This is a genomic window from Arthrobacter sp. TmtSoilC77, assembly GCF_059739415.1.
The window spans coordinates 1,822,102-1,838,886 of record NZ_AP046050.1; the positions used below are offsets into that span (position 1 = coordinate 1,822,102).

Sequence of the window (16,785 nt, forward strand, 5' to 3'; positions counted from 1 at the left end):
GATGACTATGACTGCGCACACCCGGGAAACCACGTCCGCGAGCCACGTCTCGGCCGAAGCAGCCCAGGACAAAGCTGGAACCTTGATCGAGGCACTGCCCTGGATCCAGCGTTTCGCTGGAACCACCATGGTGATCAAGTACGGCGGGAACGCCATGGTCAACGATGACCTTCGGCGTGCCTTCGCCGAGGACATCGTGTTCCTCCACCACGTGGGCATCCACCCTGTGGTGGTGCACGGCGGCGGTCCGCAGATCAACTCCATGCTGGGCCGGCTTGGCATCGAGTCCGAGTTCAAGGGTGGGCTGCGCGTCACCACTCCGGAAGCCATGGACGTGGTGCGCATGGTTCTTACCGGCCAGGTGGGTCGTGAACTTGTGGGGCTCATCAATTCCCATGGTCCGTATGCGGTTGGCATGTCCGGCGAGGATGGCGGCCTGCTGCGCGCAGTCCGCACCGGAACCGTGGTGGACGGCGAGGAAGTTGACCTCGGCCTGGTGGGCGAAGTTGTAGGCGTGGACCCCGCCGGGATCACGGACATCCTCGACGCCGGCCGCATCCCGGTGATCTCGACGGTCGCCCCGGAAATCCTCGACGACGGCAACGGTTCCGGTCCCACTACCGGCCAGGTCCTGAACGTCAACGCAGACACCGCGGCTGCAGCTGTCGCTTCTGCGCTGGGCGCCTCCAAGCTGGTCATCCTGACCGACGTCGAGGGCCTCTACGCGAACTGGCCGGACAAATCGTCCCTGATCTCTTCGCTGACTGCATCCGAACTCCGCGAGATGCTGCCCAAGCTCGAGTCGGGCATGATCCCCAAGATGGCTGCATGCCTGAAAGCGATCGACGAAGGCGTGGAACGCGCGCACATCGTGGATGGCCGGCTGCCGCACTCAATGCTGCTGGAAACCTTTACGACCGCGGGCATCGGCACCCAAGTAGTACCTGACGAGGAAGTGAACGCATGACCGCGAACGAAGCAGAACTGGTGGAATCCCCAACAGACGCCATTACTGGCCACAGCTCAGGCGCTGACTGGCTGGCCCGCTACAACTCGTCGCTGATGGGTGTCTTCGGCACGCCCCAGCGGGTCCTGGTCCGCGGCGCGGGTTGCCTCGTTTGGGACGCCGACGGCAAGGAATACCTGGATCTCCTCGGTGGCATCGCCGTGAACGCGCTGGGCCACGCCCACCCCTTCGTCACCTCGGTGATCTCCAGCCAGCTCGCCACGCTTGGACACGTTTCCAACTTCTTCACGAGCCCCACGCAGATCGCTCTGGCAGAAAAGCTGCTGTCCATCACCAATGCTCCCGCGGGATCCAAGGTTTTCTTTGCCAACTCCGGGACGGAAGCCAACGAGGCAGCGTTCAAGCTGGCCCGCCGGAACAGCGACGCCAAGCGCACCAGGATTATTGCCCTCGAAGGCGCTTTCCACGGCCGCACCATGGGTGCCCTCGCACTCACGGCCAAAGAGGCCTACCGGACACCGTTCGAGCCCCTGCCCGGCGGTGTGGTCCACATTCCGTTCGGTGACATCGAAGCCCTGCGCTCCGCCGTCGACGAATCCACGGCAGCCGTCTTCCTGGAACCAATCCAAGGCGAAGCGGGCGTCCGGCCGCTGAGCGCCGAATATCTGCAGGCAGCCCGCGAAGCCACCACGGCGGCCGGCGCCCTGTTGATTTTGGACGAGGTCCAGACCGGCATCGGCCGGACCGGCAAATGGCTGGCCAGCGAAGATGCGGGGATTGTCCCCGACGCCATCACGCTTGCCAAGGGACTTGGTGGCGGCTTTCCGGTCGGTGCGTTGATTACTTTCGGAAGCACGACCTCGGCCCTGCTCACCGCCGGGCAGCACGGAACCACTTTCGGCGGAAATCCCGTGGCCACGGCTGCTGCCCTTGCCACGCTGCACGCGATCGAGAGCCAGGGTGTCCTCCAGAATGTTCTGAGTGTCGGGGCACGCCTACGCGAGGGTCTTGCCCGGGTGGACGCCGTGACTGAGGTCCGCGGTGAAGGTCTCCTTATCGGATTCGACGTCAATGCCGATGTAGCTCCTGCAATGGTTACTGCAGGCCTTGACGCCGGGTTCATCATCAACAGCCCGGGGCCAAGGACCATCCGGCTGGCACCGCCGCTGATCCTCACCATCGAGCAGGCAGACCGTTTCCTGGCTGCACTGCCTGAGCTCATTGCAACGGCTACCGCCCAAACTGCTAAGGACGCACAGTGACTACACCCACCACCCGTCACTTCCTCAAGGACACCGACCTGAGCGCTGCTGAGCAGGCCGAGGTTCTTGAGCTCGCAGCCCGCATGAAAGCGGCGCCGTACAGCGTCCAACCTTTCGCGGCCGATGGCAATGGCCGGAAGACCGTCGCCGTCATCTTCGACAAGACCTCCACCCGTACCCGTGTTTCCTTCGCCACCGGCATCGCGGACATGGGCGGCAACGCGCTCATCATCAACCCCGGCGAAGCACAGATCGGCCACAAGGAATCAGTGGAGGACACCGCCAAGGTCCTTGAGCGCATGGTCTCCACCATCGTGTGGCGGACCGGGGCCCACTCGGGCCTGGTTGCCATGGCGGAGAACTCCAAGGTCCCTGTCATCAACGCCCTCTGCGACGACTACCACCCCTGCCAGCTCCTCGCGGATCTCCTGGCGGTCAAGGAGCACAAAGGCGAACTGAAGGGCCTGAGCATGGCCTACCTCGGTGATGCGGCCAACAACATGGCCAATTCCTACCTTCTGGCTGGCGTCACAGCTGGCATGCACGTCCGTATTTCCGGTCCCGTTGGCTACTTGCCAGCCCCGGAGATTGTCGCTGCTGCACAAGAGCGTGCCGCCGAGACGGGCGGCTCAGTGCTCATCACCAGCGATGCCGCCGAAGCCCTTAAAGGCGCTGACGTCGTGGCAACGGACACCTGGGTATCCATGGGTCAGGAAGCCGAGAAGGAAGCCCGGCTGCAGCTCTTCCGCGACTACTCCGTGGATGAGGCCGCCATGGCGCAGGCCGCGCCGGACGCCGTCGTTCTTCACTGCCTTCCTGCTTACCGCGGTTATGAAATTTCCGCTGGCGTCATCGACGGGCCGCAGTCGATCGTCTGGGACGAAGCTGAGAACCGACTCCATGCCCAGAAGGCACTCATGGCCTGGCTGATGCACCGTTCCGGACTTGCGTTCGTGGACGGTCTGTCTCCCGTCGAGGGCACTGGGGAGAGCACGTTCTAGTGTCCACGAATCCGTCGGTTCCGGGCGCCAGCCCGGCCACCAAGACTGCCCGCCAGGCGCGTATCACCGCGATCCTGACGGGTGAGTCCGTGCGTTCCCAGGCAGAGCTTGCAGCCCTGCTGGCGGACGACGGCGTTCAGGTCACCCAAGCCACGCTGTCCCGCGACCTTGTGGAACTTGGCGCGGTGAGGGTTCGCGGCAAGGAAGGCGCACTGGTCTATGCCGTTCCGGGGGAGGGCGGTGACCGCAACGCTAAAAGCGGCGTCACGCAGGAAATCCTGGACGCGCGGCTCTCCCGGCTGTGTGGTGAGCTGCTCGTAACTGCAGAGGCTTCGGGCAACATTGTTGTCCTGCGAACACCTCCGGGGGCAGCGAACTTCCTGGCACTGGCCATCGACCACTCCGTAATGCCGTCGGTATTGGGTACGATCGCAGGCGACGACACTCTGCTGTTGGTTGCCAGGGATCCCGACGGCGGAGCCGAACTGGCGGCCCGTTTCCTGCGAATGGCCGAGGAAGCCGGACCGGGAAACTAGCCCGCGGTGGCAACAACCGATTTACGCAGCATTGATTTCAAATGAACCAAGCAACAACAAAGGAGCACTCTCGTGACTGAGCGCATTGTTCTGGCCTACTCCGGTGGCCTCGATACGTCCGTAGCCATCGGCTGGATCGGTGAAGCCACCGGCGCCGAGGTCATCGCTGTGGCCGTCGACGTCGGACAGGGCGGCGAGTCCCTGGAGACCATCCGCCAGCGCGCCCTCGGTTGCGGCGCCGTCGAGGCCTATGTTGCCGACGCCCGCGACGAATTCGCCAACGAATACGCCATGCCGACGCTGAAGGCCAACGCCCTCTACCAGGGCCACTACCCGCTGGTGTCCGCCATTTCGCGTCCGGTGATCGTCAAGCACCTCGTGAAGGCTGCCCGCGAATTCGGTGCCACCACCGTCGCCCACGGCTGCACCGGCAAGGGCAATGACCAGGTCCGCTTCGAAGTTGGCATCCAGACGCTCGGCCCGGACCTGAAGTGCATCGCACCGGTCCGCGACCTCGCCCTGACCCGCGACAAGGCGATTGCCTTCGCCGAGGAAAAGGGACTGCCGATCGAGACCACCAAGAAGAACCCGTACTCGATCGACCAGAACGTCTGGGGACGCGCCGTCGAGACCGGTTACCTTGAGGACATCTGGAACGCACCTACCAAGGACATCTACGACTACACCGCCACGCCGGAATTCCCGCCGGCGCCGGACGAGGTCACCATTTCCTTCGAAGCCGGCGTGCCGGTAGCCATCGACGGCGTGAAGGTCACCCCGCTGCAGGCCATCCAGGAACTGAACCGCCGTGCCGGAGCGCAGGGCGTTGGCCGCATCGACGTCGTCGAGGATCGCCTCGTTGGCATCAAGTCCCGCGAAATCTACGAGGCACCGGGTGCAATGGCGCTGATCACCGCCCACAAGCACCTCGAGGATGTCACAATCGAGCGCGAGCAGGCCCGCTTCAAGGCCACCGTTGGCCAGCGCTGGGCCGAGCTGGTCTACGACGGCCAGTGGTTCTCCCCGCTGAAGCGCTCCCTGGACGCGTTCATCGAGGACACCCAGAAGTACGTCTCCGGCGACATCCGCATGGTCCTCCACGGCGGCCAGGCAATCGTCAACGGTCGTCGCTCCGAGACTTCGCTGTACGACTTCGACCTCGCCACCTACGACACCGGCGACACCTTCGACCAGTCCATGGCGCGCGGCTTCATCGAGCTGTGGGGCATGTCCTCCAAGGTTGCCTCCGGCCGCGACCTGCGGGTCTCGGGCGAGTAATGACGTCCGCAACAAACGAAGGCGCACTGTGGGGCGGCCGGTTCGCCGGCGGCCCCGCGGATGCGCTGGCAGCATTGAGCAAGTCCACGCACTTTGACTGGCGGCTGGCCCGCTATGACATCGCCGGCTCCAAGGCGCACGCACGCGTGCTGGCGAAGGCCGGATTGCTGGACGACGCCGAACTTGAAGGCATGCTTGCCGCCCTCAACCAGCTGGACGAGGACGTCGCCAGCGGTGCCTACCTCCCGGCCGAGAGCGATGAGGATGTTCACGGTTCACTTGAGCGTGGCCTGATCGAGCGTGCCGGAACCCAGTTGGGCGGCAAGCTCCGTGCCGGCCGTTCCCGCAACGATCAAGTGGCAACGCTCGGCCGCATGTTCCTGCGCGACCATGCCCGGATCATTGCCAGCGGTGTCCTCGCCACCATCGACGCACTCGTGGAGCAGGCAAAGGCTCACCAGGGTGTGGCGATGCCTGGCCGGACGCACCTGCAGCATGCGCAGCCGGTGTTGCTGAGCCATCACCTTCTGGCACACGCCTGGGCGCTGCTGCGCGATGTACAGCGCCTCCAGGACTGGGACAAGCGTGCTGGCGTTTCGCCGTATGGGTCGGGTGCCTTGGCCGGTTCGTCGCTGGGGCTGGATCCTGAGGCCGTTGCAGCTGACCTTGGCTTCTTCTCGGCTGTCCACAACTCGATTGATGGCACCGCCTCCCGCGATGTCTTCGCCGAGTTCGCATGGGTGTGCTCCATGATCGGAGTGGACCTGTCCCGGATCTCCGAGGAAGTCATCTTCTGGGCCACCAAGGAATTCTCCTTCGTGACCCTGCACGACTCGTACTCCACCGGGTCCTCGATCATGCCGCAGAAGAAGAACCCGGACGTTGCCGAGCTCGCGCGCGGCAAGGCAGGGCGCCTCATCGGCAACCTGACCGGACTGCTGGCAACGCTCAAGGGCCTGCCGCTCGCGTACAACCGCGATTTGCAGGAGGACAAGGAACCGGTCTTCGACGCCGCCGACACCCTGGAGCTGCTGCTTCCCGCCGTGTCCGGCATGATCGCCACGCTGAAGTTCAACACCGAGCGCATGGAGTCCCTGGCTCCCCAGGGCTTCGCGCTGGCCACGGACATCGCAGAATGGCTCGTCCGCCAGGGCGTTCCCTTCCGTGAAGCACACGAGCTTTCAGGTGCTGCGGTCAAGCAGGCTGAAAGCCGTGGGGTTGAGCTGTGGGACCTGACGGATGAAGAGTATTCAGCGATCTCGGAGCACTTGACTCCCGAGGTCCGCAGCGTGCTCAGCACTGAGGGTTCGCTCAACAGCCGCAACTCCCAGGGCGGAACTGCACCGGCCGCTGTCGAACGCCAATTGGTGGCGCTCACGGCAGAACTGGATGCAGCACGCAGCTACGCCAGCTAAACGCACCATCAACCCTGTGGGATGGCACATCACGTGCCGTCCCGCAGGGCTTTAAGGGGTGCGTTAGCATGGCGCTATGACTCAGATCACCACTGGGGCGCTGCCCGCAGAGCTTCACAAAGCCGCCGACATCGTTACCCGCCTCCTCACCAAAATGGACGAGGCATCCGTCCCGCAACCGTCCGAGCTCCCGGGCTGGACCCGTGGCCACGTCCTTGCCCATATTGCCGGGATTTCGCGCGCCATGGCCCGCCAGCTCGAGTACGCCCGGCGCGGTCAGGCCGTGGAACTGTACGACGGCGGCATGGACGGCCGTAACAAAGCCATCGAGCTGGCCGCCGGACACAGCCTCGCAGACCATAAGGAGTCCGTTGACACCGCCCTGTCTCGTGCTTTGGCGGCGTTTGACGCACTGGAACCAGCCGACTGGGAGGCGCGCATCAGCTACCGGGACGGAACAGTCCTCGACGGCGGTCTGGCACTGTGGCGCGAACTCACCATCCATGCATCGGATCTTGGACTGGGATATGGGCCTGAAACCTGGAGCCGGCCCTTCTGCGAGCACCTGTTCACTTTCCTCGAAGCACGCGTTCCGGAGAAGTACAAATTTGTCCTGCAGCCCACAGGACTGCCGCAGCGGGTCATTGGCCACGGGGGCACCTCGATTGCCATTACGGGCATGCTCACCGACATCGCGGCATGGCTCGCCGGCCGCGAACCGAGCTTGGGAAGCCTGCGAGCTACCGCGGCGGCCGACGGCGTCGACCTGCCCGAGCTGCTCCCATGGCCCGCGGCACAACCTGCGGCCCGCTAGGCCGTCCTTCTCTCACTTCCTTACGTGTTTCGGCGGATGTTCTCTCACTTCCTGACGTGTTTCGGCCGGTGCTCTCTCACTTCCTGACGTGTTTCGGCCGGTGCTCTCTCACTTCCTGACGTGTTTCGGTGGATGCTCTCTCACTTCCTGACGTGTTTCGGCCGGTGCTCTCTCACTTCCTGACGTGTTTCGGCCGTCCTTCTCTCACTTCGTGCCGTTTTTTGGGTCGTGGTCGCTAACGTCCTGATGCATCGGGGGAGCGGTACGACGTCGGCACGCGGCGGAATGCCGATGCGGGGTTATGGGAGACGAAAGGGAGCTGCGAGTCCTTGTCCCTTGGGGATGTTCTCTCAGATCCTGAGGCTTTTCCGGCGACGCTCTCTCACTTCCCGCGGCGTTTTCCCCTTTCCTCTCTCACTTCCTGCCGCGTTGAGATGTGAGAGAGGAAACGGCGAAAGGCGTTGGGATGTGAGTGAAGGATGGCGGAAGGGCGTTGGGATGTGAGTGAAGGATGGCGGAAGGGCGTTGGGATGTGAGTGAAGGATGGCGGAAGGGCGTTGGGATGTGAGTGAAGGATCGCGGAAGGGCGTTGGGATGTGAGAGAAGGATCGCGGAAGGGCGCCGGGATGTGAGAGCGGAAACGGGAGCTACGAGTCTTTGGGCTTCGTTGCCGCCCGCCACAAATGCATGGTGGCGTAGGACCGCCAAGGACTGACTTCCCGGAATTCAGGGGTGAGGCCGGGACCATGAGGGAGGACCCGCAACCCGTTTCGAACGGCCGCGTCATTGCTCAGGAAAACGTCGGGCGCTCCCAGCACGCGCATGGCGACATACCCTACGGTCCAAGGCCCAATTCCTGGTAATGGCAGCAACTTTCGCTCCAGTCCTGCAACGTCGTCGCCGTAGCCGAACTCGAGGGTCCCTGTGGCCATCGCTTCGGCCACGGCAACCACTGACTCGATGCGCCGCTGCGGTCCCCGCAGCAGGATGCGGGCGTCTTCGGCGAGTTCCGCCGCGGTCGGAAACAGGCGATCCAGGCCGGGGACACCGCCGTCGATCGGGGAGCCGAGAGCTGATAATTGGGTCAGTGCCGTCCAGGCAGCAGCAACGGTGATTTGCTGGCCGATCAGCGCCCTGACCAGCAATTCCTGGGGGTCGACTGCTCCTGGCACGCGAATTCCGGGAACCTCCTTGATGCTCCCTTTGAGCCGGGGGTCCATCGCCAAGGCGTCGTCGATCGCTTCTGGGTCGGCGTCCAGATCGAACAACCTGCGGACACGACTCAACAACACCGGGAGGTCGTGGAGGTCCACCACCGTAGCCGACAACTGCAAGGGCTTGCCCTGCCTTGAGGGGCTGTAGGCCACCGAGAACGTGGCGTTGCCGCGCGGGAGGCGGAGGGTTCGGGCATAGGTCCTGGTTCCGTCGTGTCCGGTGCTTGCCGACTCGATGCCCGGCACAGCACGAACCGCCAGGAAATCGAAGATTCCCGGGTCGAAGGGCTCCCGATATGGCAGATTCAACGTCAGAGCGGCTGGTGTCCCGTCGCTTACCTCCCCGGCACCCCTGCGTACTCCCGATTTCGCACCGGTGGCTCGCAGCGCCGTCGGGGTCATCGCAAAAACCTCGCCGATGGTGTCGTTGAATTGCCTCACGCTATTGAACCCCGAGGCAAAGGCGACATCGGCGAGGAGCATCTTCGTTGAGACCAACAGCGTCCTTGCTGTCTGCGCCCTGCTGGCCCGTGCCAGTGAGAGCGGGCCGGCGCCAAGTTCGTGGCTAAGGATGCGGTTGAGCTGGCGCGCGGAGTAGCCAAGGCGGTGCGCAAGGCCGTCGACCCCCTCGCGGGTGATAACGCCGTCGTTGATTAGGCGCATTGCACGGCCGGCAACGTCGGATCGGATGTTCCAGGCCGGTGTTCCGGGGACGGCCTCGGGCAGGCATCGCTTGCAAGCCCGGTACCCGGCTTCGTGGGCAGCGGCCGACGTCTCGTAGAACGTGACATTCTCGGCCTTCGGCGTACGGGCTGGGCAGGACGGCCGGCAGTAGATACCAGTCGAGCTGACGGCCGTGAAGAATTGTCCGTCGAAGCGGGTGTCGCGGGCGTCAATTGCCCTGTAGCACTGCCAGAAGTCCATTCCTTTATCCTGTCAGGAGACCACGTCCGCTGCTAGCGGAAATCGGACATGGCCGTTTCACGATTTTTGCTAGGGTCTGGGCATGAGCTCGTCCATGGAGAAGGGAGTCAGCGATCCCGAAAAAGTGCGTAAGTTCCTCGAAGGCGACCCCCGTGTCATCGCTCCACTGGTCCTTGGCGCGGTGCTCACCCACTACTCCGAAGCCGGTCCAGTCGCGGTGAGACTCACTGAAGTGGAGGCCTACATGGGGCCCCGCGATTCCGAACACCCCGATCCCGGATCGCACACTTTCGGCGGTCCCACGGCCCGTAACGCGCCGATGTTCGGACCACCGGGTTTCCTGTACGTGTACTTCACCTACGGCATGCACTACTGCGCCAACATCGTCTGCGGTCCAGCAGGCTCCCCGTCGGCGTTGCTTCTGCGGGCCGGCGAGATTGTAGAAGGCGAGGGGCTTGCCACCGTAAGGCGGCCTGCCTCCAAAACGCACAAGGACTTGGCCAGTGGACCTGCACGCCTGGCATCGGCGCTGGGACTTACGACGGCGGACACGGGCCGTGACGCGCTCGCCTCACCGTTCAGCTTTTGGCTGCCTAAGACGCCGGTAGCGGCCGTGGCCAGCGGACCGCGGGTTGGGGTAGCTGGTCCCGGTGGAAGTACGGACTACCCGTGGCGCTTCTGGATCGAAGATGATCCAACGGTGTCACGGTACAAAGCAGCGCGGCCACGCAACCGGGCGTGAACTTTGGCCGCTGGTCCGCCATATGACCTGGACCCAACACGTTTACCAAAATCGCTGTAGAATGGACGGTCTGTCTTTTGCGATAGGGGTTACGGTTCGATGCACGACGCTGATTTGGTCCACGAGCAGGAATACGTTGCTGGGCTGTACGCCCGGCTCGATGAGCTGCGCGAAGAAAAGCGTGCCCAGCTGGCCCAGGTGCGCAAGGCCGGTGCAGTGGGAACCATGCAAAACGTGTCCGAACGTGACGCGTTCGCCGCGCTGTATGAGGACCGCCTTGCCCAGCTCGACGCCGTCGATGACCGTTTGGTCTTCGGGCGCCTCGATCTGGACTCGGGGGAGGCCCAGTACATTGGCCGTATCGGGTTGTCTACCGCCGATCTCCAACGGCTCATGGTTGACTGGCGCGCCCCGGAAGCCGGCCACTTTTACCAGGCCACCGCTTTCGACCGCCAAGGCGTGCGCCGCCGTCGACACCTGATCCTGCAAGGCCGGGACGTGAAGGCGATCGAGGACGACGTCCTGGATGCCGGCATGCTCGCGGACAACGATTCCCTGCAAGGCGAGGGCGCGCTCCTTGCGGCCCTGAATTCCAAGCGTACGGGCCGCATGTCGGACATCGTGGGAACCATCCAGTCGGAGCAGGACAGGATCATCCGTTCGTCGATCTCGGGCGCGCTCGTCGTACAAGGTGGTCCAGGGACGGGTAAGACGGCAGTGGCACTGCACCGCGCCGCCTACCTCCTTTACACGCACCGTGATCGGCTCAAGAGTGCCGGCGTTCTGCTGGTGGGACCGTCGTCGTCGTTTATGCACTACATCGAGCGTGTACTGCCCTCGCTGGGCGAGACCGGCGTCGTCATGGCCAGTCTTGGCCGGCTTATGCCCGGAATCCACGCTGTTCCCGAGGAAGATCCGGACGTTGCTGCGCTCAAAGGCAAGCTCGACATGGCCACGGTGGTGGCCAACGCCGTGGCGAACCGGCAGCGCACGCCTGTAGAAGACCGCATTCTCGAAGTCGATTCCCGCAAGCTGACGCTGACCGTCCGCCAGGTCCGCCGCGCACGGGAAAAGGCCCGGGCCACGGGCAAGCCGCACAACGAAGCGCGGCTGACGTTCGTCAAGATCCTTCTGCGTGAGCTCACGGAGCAACTAACGGACCTCGTCGAGGAGTCGAACATCGGCAATAACGCCGATCGCGCCTACCTCGCCGAAGACGTCCGGTCCGCCCGGGACGTCCGCATCGCACTGAACCTGTGCTGGATGCCGATGACTCCGGAGAAGCTGATCTCCGAGCTCTTCAGCAAGCCCGCCATCCTGGAAGCCTGCACGCCACACCTCACACCGGAACAGCGATCCCTTCTGCAGCGGCCAGCGGATGCGCCCTGGACCGAGGCGGACGTGCCGCTTCTTGACGAAGCTGCCGAACTGCTCGGTGAGCTGGATCCTGCCGCGGGCAGGGGACTGGCCCAGCAGGAAGCCGACCGCGCCCGCGATCTGGCCAACGCCAGGCAGACCCTGGCCAACATGGAAGCCATGGGCGTGGATGTCCTGGTGAGCGCCGAAGAACTGGCAGACCAGAACCAGGAACGCGAGAACCGGCTCACCGCAGCCGAGCGCGCCACGAGCGATCGTTCCTGGGCTTTCGGCCACATCGTGGTTGATGAGGCACAGGAACTTTCGGCCATGCAGTGGCGGCTCCTCGTGCGTCGCTGCCCGCTGAAGTCCTTCACGATTGTGGGGGACATCGCCCAAACGAGTGCAGCGGCAGGCGCCAATTCGTGGCAAAGCGCGCTCGCGCCGTCGTTCGGTGACCGCTGGCAGCTCGAAGAACTGACCGTCAACTACCGCACGCCGTCCCAGATCGCGGAAGCCGCTGTTCGGATGGCCAACCGCGCAGGCCTGGTGGTCTCGGCTCCGAAGGCCGTGCGCGAAGGCAAATGGTCGCCCATCGTGGACCGCGTCGAAGCGGACGGAATTATCTCCCGCCTGGTCGAGGTCCTGCCTGAGGAAGTGGAAGCAATCGACGGCGGCCTGCTGGCTGTCATCGCCGATGGCCCACTGCTGCCGCAGGCGGCCGCCGCGCTGCGCGGGATCTACGGCCGCCGCATCGGCTCGGGAGCCGGAAGCTACGAGCAGGACATCGTGGTCATCAGCCCCAAGGAAGCGAAGGGCCTGGAATTTGATGGCGTCATCGTCCTGGAACCGGCTGCCATGCTCAATCACGAGCACGGCAAGGTGGGCGACCTCTACGTCGCTATGACCCGACCCACGCAGCGGCTCAGGCTCATCGCCGCGGCACCGCTGCCCGCCGGCATCGAACGCTAGGAAAAGTGAACCCAACAATCCTGCTAACTTAGAACTCGTGTCACACGTAAACAACATCGAGTCCCAGCACAACGATCCCGCCTTTGCCAACATCTGGCAGGAGCTCAAATGGCGCGGCCTGATCCACGTTTCCACCGACGAAACGGAACTGGAAAAGCTGCTCGCCGGGGACCCGATCACGTATTACTGTGGCTTTGACCCCACCGCTCCGTCCCTTCACCTGGGTAACTTGGTGCAGCTCCTGCTGATGCGGCGCCTGCAGTTGGCTGGCCACAAGCCGCTCGGCCTGGTTGGCGGATCCACGGGCCTTATCGGTGATCCGCGTCCGACGGCGGAGCGCACCTTGAACACCAAGGACACGGTTGCGGAGTGGGTCGGCTACCTCCAGGGGCAGGTGCGCCGTTTCCTCAGTTTCGAGGGCGATAACGCGGCACGCATGGTCAACAACCTGGACTGGACGGCGCCGCTGAGTGCCATCGACTTCCTCCGTGAGATCGGAAAGCACTACCGGGTGGGCACCATGCTTCGCAAGGATGCTGTCGCCTCCCGTTTGAGTTCCGAAGAGGGCATTAGTTACACCGAGTTCAGTTACCAGATCCTGCAGGGCATGGACTACCTCCAACTGTTCCGCGACTACGGGTGTGCACTGCAGACCGGTGGCTCGGACCAGTGGGGCAACCTCACCAGCGGTACCGAACTCATCCGCAAGGTGGAAGGCAAGAGCGTCCACGCCCTGGGTACGCCGCTCATCACCAACTCGGACGGTACCAAGTTCGGCAAGAGCGAGGGCAACGCCATCTGGCTGGACCCCGAAATGTGCAGCCCGTACGCGTTCTACCAGTTCTGGCTGAACACGGCCGACGCTGACGTGGTGGACCGGCTCAAAGTCTTCACGTTCCTTTCACGTGCGGAAATTGAAGAGCTTGGCCAGGCTGTTGCGAAGCGTCCCTTCGCACGGGAAGGCCAGAAGAAGCTTGCGTTCGAAGTCACGTCCTTGGTGCATGGCATCGATGCGACTGAAAAGGTCATCGCCGCTTCGGCAGCACTCTTCGGCAACGGCGACCTCACCGTCCTGGACGAGCGCACCCTGGAAGCAGCGACCGCGGAACTTCCCTCCGCGAAGATCAGCGCCGACGGTCTTGGAATCATCGACTTGTTGGTGGCCGCCGGTTTGTCCGACAGCAAGTCGGCAGCCCGCCGGACCATCGGGGAGGGCGGCGCCTACGTGAACAACACCAAGGTCTCCGATCCGGATGCCGTTATCGCGCGGGATGAACTGCTTCATGGCCGGTACCTGCTCCTTCGCCGGGGCAAGAAGAACCTGGCGACGATTGAGGTTTCGGCCTAGTTCGCCGTACATCGCAATACCTGAAAGGGCCGGCAACCGTTGTGGTTGCCGGTCTTTTCTGCGTTTAAGCGTGTTTGTGCGTGGGTGGGCGCCGAAGGCGGTTGGGTGGTTGGCGCGGCGCGAAGGTGGGTGGGTGGTTGGCGCGAAGGCGGTGGTCTTCCTCTGCGCGCTCGGTCGTTCCTGCCTTGGACGCGCGTTGCCGGATGGGCGCCGCCTTCTTCGGATGTTCTCTCAGATCGTGCGGGGTTTGGGGGATCGTTCTCTCGGATCGTGCGGGGTTTTGGTGGGTTGGGGGTGTGGTGTTCGACGGCGGTGGTTGGCGTGGGTGTTTGGCGGCGGGGTGGTGGGGTGTGGTGGTGTGACGGGCTTCACTGGGGTTGGTTTTTGGGGTTTTGGGGTGGTTTTGGCGGGTCTGTGGCGTTGTTTGGCCTGTGTTTGGGCGGTTTTGGCCGGTTTTTGGGTGGTGTTGGGGTGGATTTGTGTGGGGGCTGGTGGGCGTGTAATGTCTTCTGAGTCGCCGCGAGTGAGACAGCCTGGTGCTGGGAACTGCGGGGGCCGACCCCCTTTGATAACAGCCTGGAATATGGTGCGCTTTTGGGCGTGCTGGTTGCCGGGTGGGGCCGGGGCCTGGATCGGGAATCGCGGAAACGTTGGTTTGCCAAGATCGGGTTGATCGGGTAAGTTTGAAAAGTTGCTCCGGAGCGATCCAGCGAAGGCTGGTGGTACTGCTTTGGAATAGTGACCTGTTGTTTGAGAACTCAATAGTGTGCCAAGTTTGTTGATGCCGATTGTTTTTTGATTGGTTGAAATTATGGCCAGGCTGCTGCGCACCCCCGTGTGTGGTGGTTTGGTTTTCAGCTGGTTTCGAATTTTGTGCAGCCGTGTTCGCCGTTATTTCCGGTGGGTGTGGTTGTGTCTGTTTGATTTTTTGTTTTCAACGGAGAGTTTGATCCTGGCTCAGGATGAACGCTGGCGGCGTGCTTAACACATGCAAGTCGAACGATGATCCCTGGCTTGCTGGGGGGATTAGTGGCGAACGGGTGAGTAACACGTGAGTAACCTGCCCTTGACTCTGGGATAAGCCTGGGAAACTGGGTCTAATACCGGATATGACCATCTGGCGCATGTCATGGTGGTGGAAAGCTTTTGTGGTTTTGGATGGACTCGCGGCCTATCAGCTTGTTGGTGGGGTAATGGCCTACCAAGGCGACGACGGGTAGCCGGCCTGAGAGGGTGACCGGCCACACTGGGACTGAGACACGGCCCAGACTCCTACGGGAGGCAGCAGTGGGGAATATTGCACAATGGGCGAAAGCCTGATGCAGCGACGCCGCGTGAGGGATGACGGCCTTCGGGTTGTAAACCTCTTTCAGTAGGGAAGAAGCGAAAGTGACGGTACCTGCAGAAGAAGCGCCGGCTAACTACGTGCCAGCAGCCGCGGTAATACGTAGGGCGCAAGCGTTATCCGGAATTATTGGGCGTAAAGAGCTCGTAGGCGGTTTGTCGCGTCTGCTGTGAAAGACCGGGGCTCAACTCCGGTTCTGCAGTGGGTACGGGCAGACTAGAGTGCAGTAGGGGAGACTGGAATTCCTGGTGTAGCGGTGAAATGCGCAGATATCAGGAGGAACACCGATGGCGAAGGCAGGTCTCTGGGCTGTAACTGACGCTGAGGAGCGAAAGCATGGGGAGCGAACAGGATTAGATACCCTGGTAGTCCATGCCGTAAACGTTGGGCACTAGGTGTGGGGGACATTCCACGTTTTCCGCGCCGTAGCTAACGCATTAAGTGCCCCGCCTGGGGAGTACGGCCGCAAGGCTAAAACTCAAAGGAATTGACGGGGGCCCGCACAAGCGGCGGAGCATGCGGATTAATTCGATGCAACGCGAAGAACCTTACCAAGGCTTGACATGAACCGGAAAGACCTGGAAACAGGTGCCCCGCTTGCGGTCGGTTTACAGGTGGTGCATGGTTGTCGTCAGCTCGTGTCGTGAGATGTTGGGTTAAGTCCCGCAACGAGCGCAACCCTCGTTCTATGTTGCCAGCGCGTTATGGCGGGGACTCATAGGAGACTGCCGGGGTCAACTCGGAGGAAGGTGGGGACGACGTCAAATCATCATGCCCCTTATGTCTTGGGCTTCACGCATGCTACAATGGCCGGTACAAAGGGTTGCGATACTGTGAGGTGGAGCTAATCCCAAAAAGCCGGTCTCAGTTCGGATTGGGGTCTGCAACTCGACCCCATGAAGTCGGAGTCGCTAGTAATCGCAGATCAGCAACGCTGCGGTGAATACGTTCCCGGGCCTTGTACACACCGCCCGTCAAGTCACGAAAGTTGGTAACACCCGAAGCCGGTGGCCTAACCCTTGTGGGGGGAGCCGTCGAAGGTGGGACCGGCGATTGGGACTAAGTCGTAACAAGGTAGCCGTACCGGAAGGTGCGGCTGGATCACCTCCTTTCTAAGGAGCTGCTAACAACCGTGTCGGTTCCCGTGCATGCGGGGGCTGGTGGTTGTCAGTGTTGCCCATTGCGCAGGCGTATGTTCTGCGGTGGGTGCTCATGGGTGGAATATCAACGAATCAAACGTTTGTTTGGCATGGCCTGACCGGTTGTGTCCTGGTGTTAGTACGGCAGTGCGTGCCCCTTTTTTGGGGGTGTGTGGTGTTGGGAACGTGCCGGGGCGTGGTTTGTGTGGGTTGTGTTTGGCGCACTGTTGGGTCCTGAGGCAACAGGACCTTTTTGCAGCAATGCAGGGGGACACAGTTCTGGTGTTTCTTTTGTTCCTGCTTCCGGTTCGTACCGGCACCCGTGTGGGTGTTGGGGGTCTGGTTGACGGGGTTGTTGTTTGAGAACTACATAGTGGACGCGAGCATCTAGAACATGCATGGTGCCGGCTCTTCGGGGTTGGTGGGTGTGTGTTCTTACAGCAATTTCTTATGAATGAACCTGGCCTTTTGT

11 protein-coding genes and 1 rRNA gene are annotated in these 16,785 nt (G+C 62.7%); 11 read left to right on the plus strand and 1 reads right to left on the minus strand.

The genetic code is table 11. The annotated features are described in order from the left end of the window. Window positions 1-7: 7 nt before the first annotated feature. From argB to AC6I99_RS08445, 7 genes are all read left to right on the plus strand, one after another. Complete coding sequence (gene argB, locus AC6I99_RS08415; RefSeq protein WP_224089460.1) at window positions 8-967, plus strand: acetylglutamate kinase; 960 nt, start codon at window positions 8-10, stop codon at window positions 965-967. Next, window positions 964-2,229 (plus strand): acetylornithine transaminase, encoded by a 1,266-nt coding sequence (locus tag AC6I99_RS08420; protein WP_497960756.1) that lies wholly within the window; start codon window positions 964-966, stop codon window positions 2,227-2,229. The genes argB and AC6I99_RS08420 overlap by 4 nt, the downstream gene beginning before the upstream one ends. Continuing rightward, window positions 2,226-3,230, plus strand: a complete 1,005-nt coding sequence (gene argF, locus AC6I99_RS08425; protein ID WP_497960758.1) for an ornithine carbamoyltransferase — start codon at window positions 2,226-2,228, stop codon at window positions 3,228-3,230. The genes AC6I99_RS08420 and argF overlap by 4 nt, the downstream gene beginning before the upstream one ends. After that, on the plus strand, window positions 3,230-3,766 hold the full coding sequence (locus tag AC6I99_RS08430) for an arginine repressor (RefSeq protein ID WP_223936621.1): 537 nt from the start codon (window positions 3,230-3,232) through the stop codon (window positions 3,764-3,766). Before argF ends, AC6I99_RS08430 begins: the two co-directional genes overlap by 1 nt. Before the next feature lie 72 nt (window positions 3,767-3,838). Further along, entirely contained in the window at window positions 3,839-5,044 is a 1,206-nt protein-coding gene (locus AC6I99_RS08435) for an argininosuccinate synthase (RefSeq protein WP_224092452.1), read from the plus strand. Next, window positions 5,044-6,459, plus strand: a complete 1,416-nt coding sequence (gene argH, locus AC6I99_RS08440; RefSeq protein ID WP_224167024.1) for an argininosuccinate lyase — start codon at window positions 5,044-5,046, stop codon at window positions 6,457-6,459. The genes AC6I99_RS08435 and argH overlap by 1 nt, the downstream gene beginning before the upstream one ends. 76 nt (window positions 6,460-6,535) lie before the next feature. Continuing rightward, a complete protein-coding gene (locus AC6I99_RS08445; protein ID WP_497960759.1) occupies window positions 6,536-7,273 on the plus strand; it encodes a maleylpyruvate isomerase family mycothiol-dependent enzyme in 738 nt (245 codons plus the stop codon). Window positions 7,274-7,920: 647 nt separating this feature from the next. Here the strand turns inward: AC6I99_RS08445 and AC6I99_RS08450 are convergent. Continuing rightward, complete coding sequence (locus AC6I99_RS08450) at window positions 7,921-9,411, minus strand: DNA-3-methyladenine glycosylase 2 family protein (protein ID WP_497945415.1); 1,491 nt, start codon at window positions 9,409-9,411, stop codon at window positions 7,921-7,923. 94 nt (window positions 9,412-9,505) lie between these two features. Here AC6I99_RS08450 and AC6I99_RS08455 point away from each other — a divergent pair, with 94 nt between their 5' ends. The 4 genes from AC6I99_RS08455 to AC6I99_RS08470 all read left to right on the plus strand — a co-directional run bounded on the left by AC6I99_RS08455 (window position 9,506) and on the right by AC6I99_RS08470 (window position 16,286). Continuing rightward, window positions 9,506-10,153 carry a DNA-3-methyladenine glycosylase gene (locus AC6I99_RS08455; protein WP_309928040.1) on the plus strand — a complete coding sequence of 216 codons (648 nt, stop codon included), beginning with the start codon at window positions 9,506-9,508 and terminating at the stop codon, window positions 10,151-10,153. 99 nt (window positions 10,154-10,252) lie between these two features. Next, window positions 10,253-12,481 carry a HelD family protein gene (locus tag AC6I99_RS08460; protein WP_309928009.1) on the plus strand — a complete coding sequence of 743 codons (2,229 nt, stop codon included), beginning with the start codon at window positions 10,253-10,255 and terminating at the stop codon, window positions 12,479-12,481. Window positions 12,482-12,518: 37 nt separating this feature from the next. Further along, complete coding sequence (gene tyrS, locus AC6I99_RS08465) at window positions 12,519-13,829, plus strand: tyrosine--tRNA ligase (protein ID WP_497945414.1); 1,311 nt, start codon at window positions 12,519-12,521, stop codon at window positions 13,827-13,829. A 934-nt stretch (window positions 13,830-14,763) separates the two neighbouring features. Then, window positions 14,764-16,286, plus strand: a 16S ribosomal RNA gene (locus AC6I99_RS08470). Window positions 16,287-16,785 lie beyond the last annotated feature (499 nt).

Coding starts and splice junctions, on each gene's coding strand:
- argB (WP_224089460.1), top strand. CDS start 8: ATGACTGCGCACACCCGGGAAACCACGTCCGCGAGCCACGTCTCGGCC.
- AC6I99_RS08420 (WP_497960756.1), top strand. CDS start 964: ATGACCGCGAACGAAGCAGAACTGGTGGAATCCCCAACAGACGCCATT.
- argH (WP_224167024.1), top strand. CDS start 5,044: ATGACGTCCGCAACAAACGAAGGCGCACTGTGGGGCGGCCGGTTCGCC.
- AC6I99_RS08445 (WP_497960759.1), top strand. CDS start 6,536: ATGACTCAGATCACCACTGGGGCGCTGCCCGCAGAGCTTCACAAAGCC.
- AC6I99_RS08450 (WP_497945415.1), bottom strand. CDS start 9,411: ATGGACTTCTGGCAGTGCTACAGGGCAATTGACGCCCGCGACACCCGC.
- AC6I99_RS08455 (WP_309928040.1), top strand. CDS start 9,506: ATGGAGAAGGGAGTCAGCGATCCCGAAAAAGTGCGTAAGTTCCTCGAA.
- AC6I99_RS08460 (WP_309928009.1), top strand. CDS start 10,253: ATGCACGACGCTGATTTGGTCCACGAGCAGGAATACGTTGCTGGGCTG.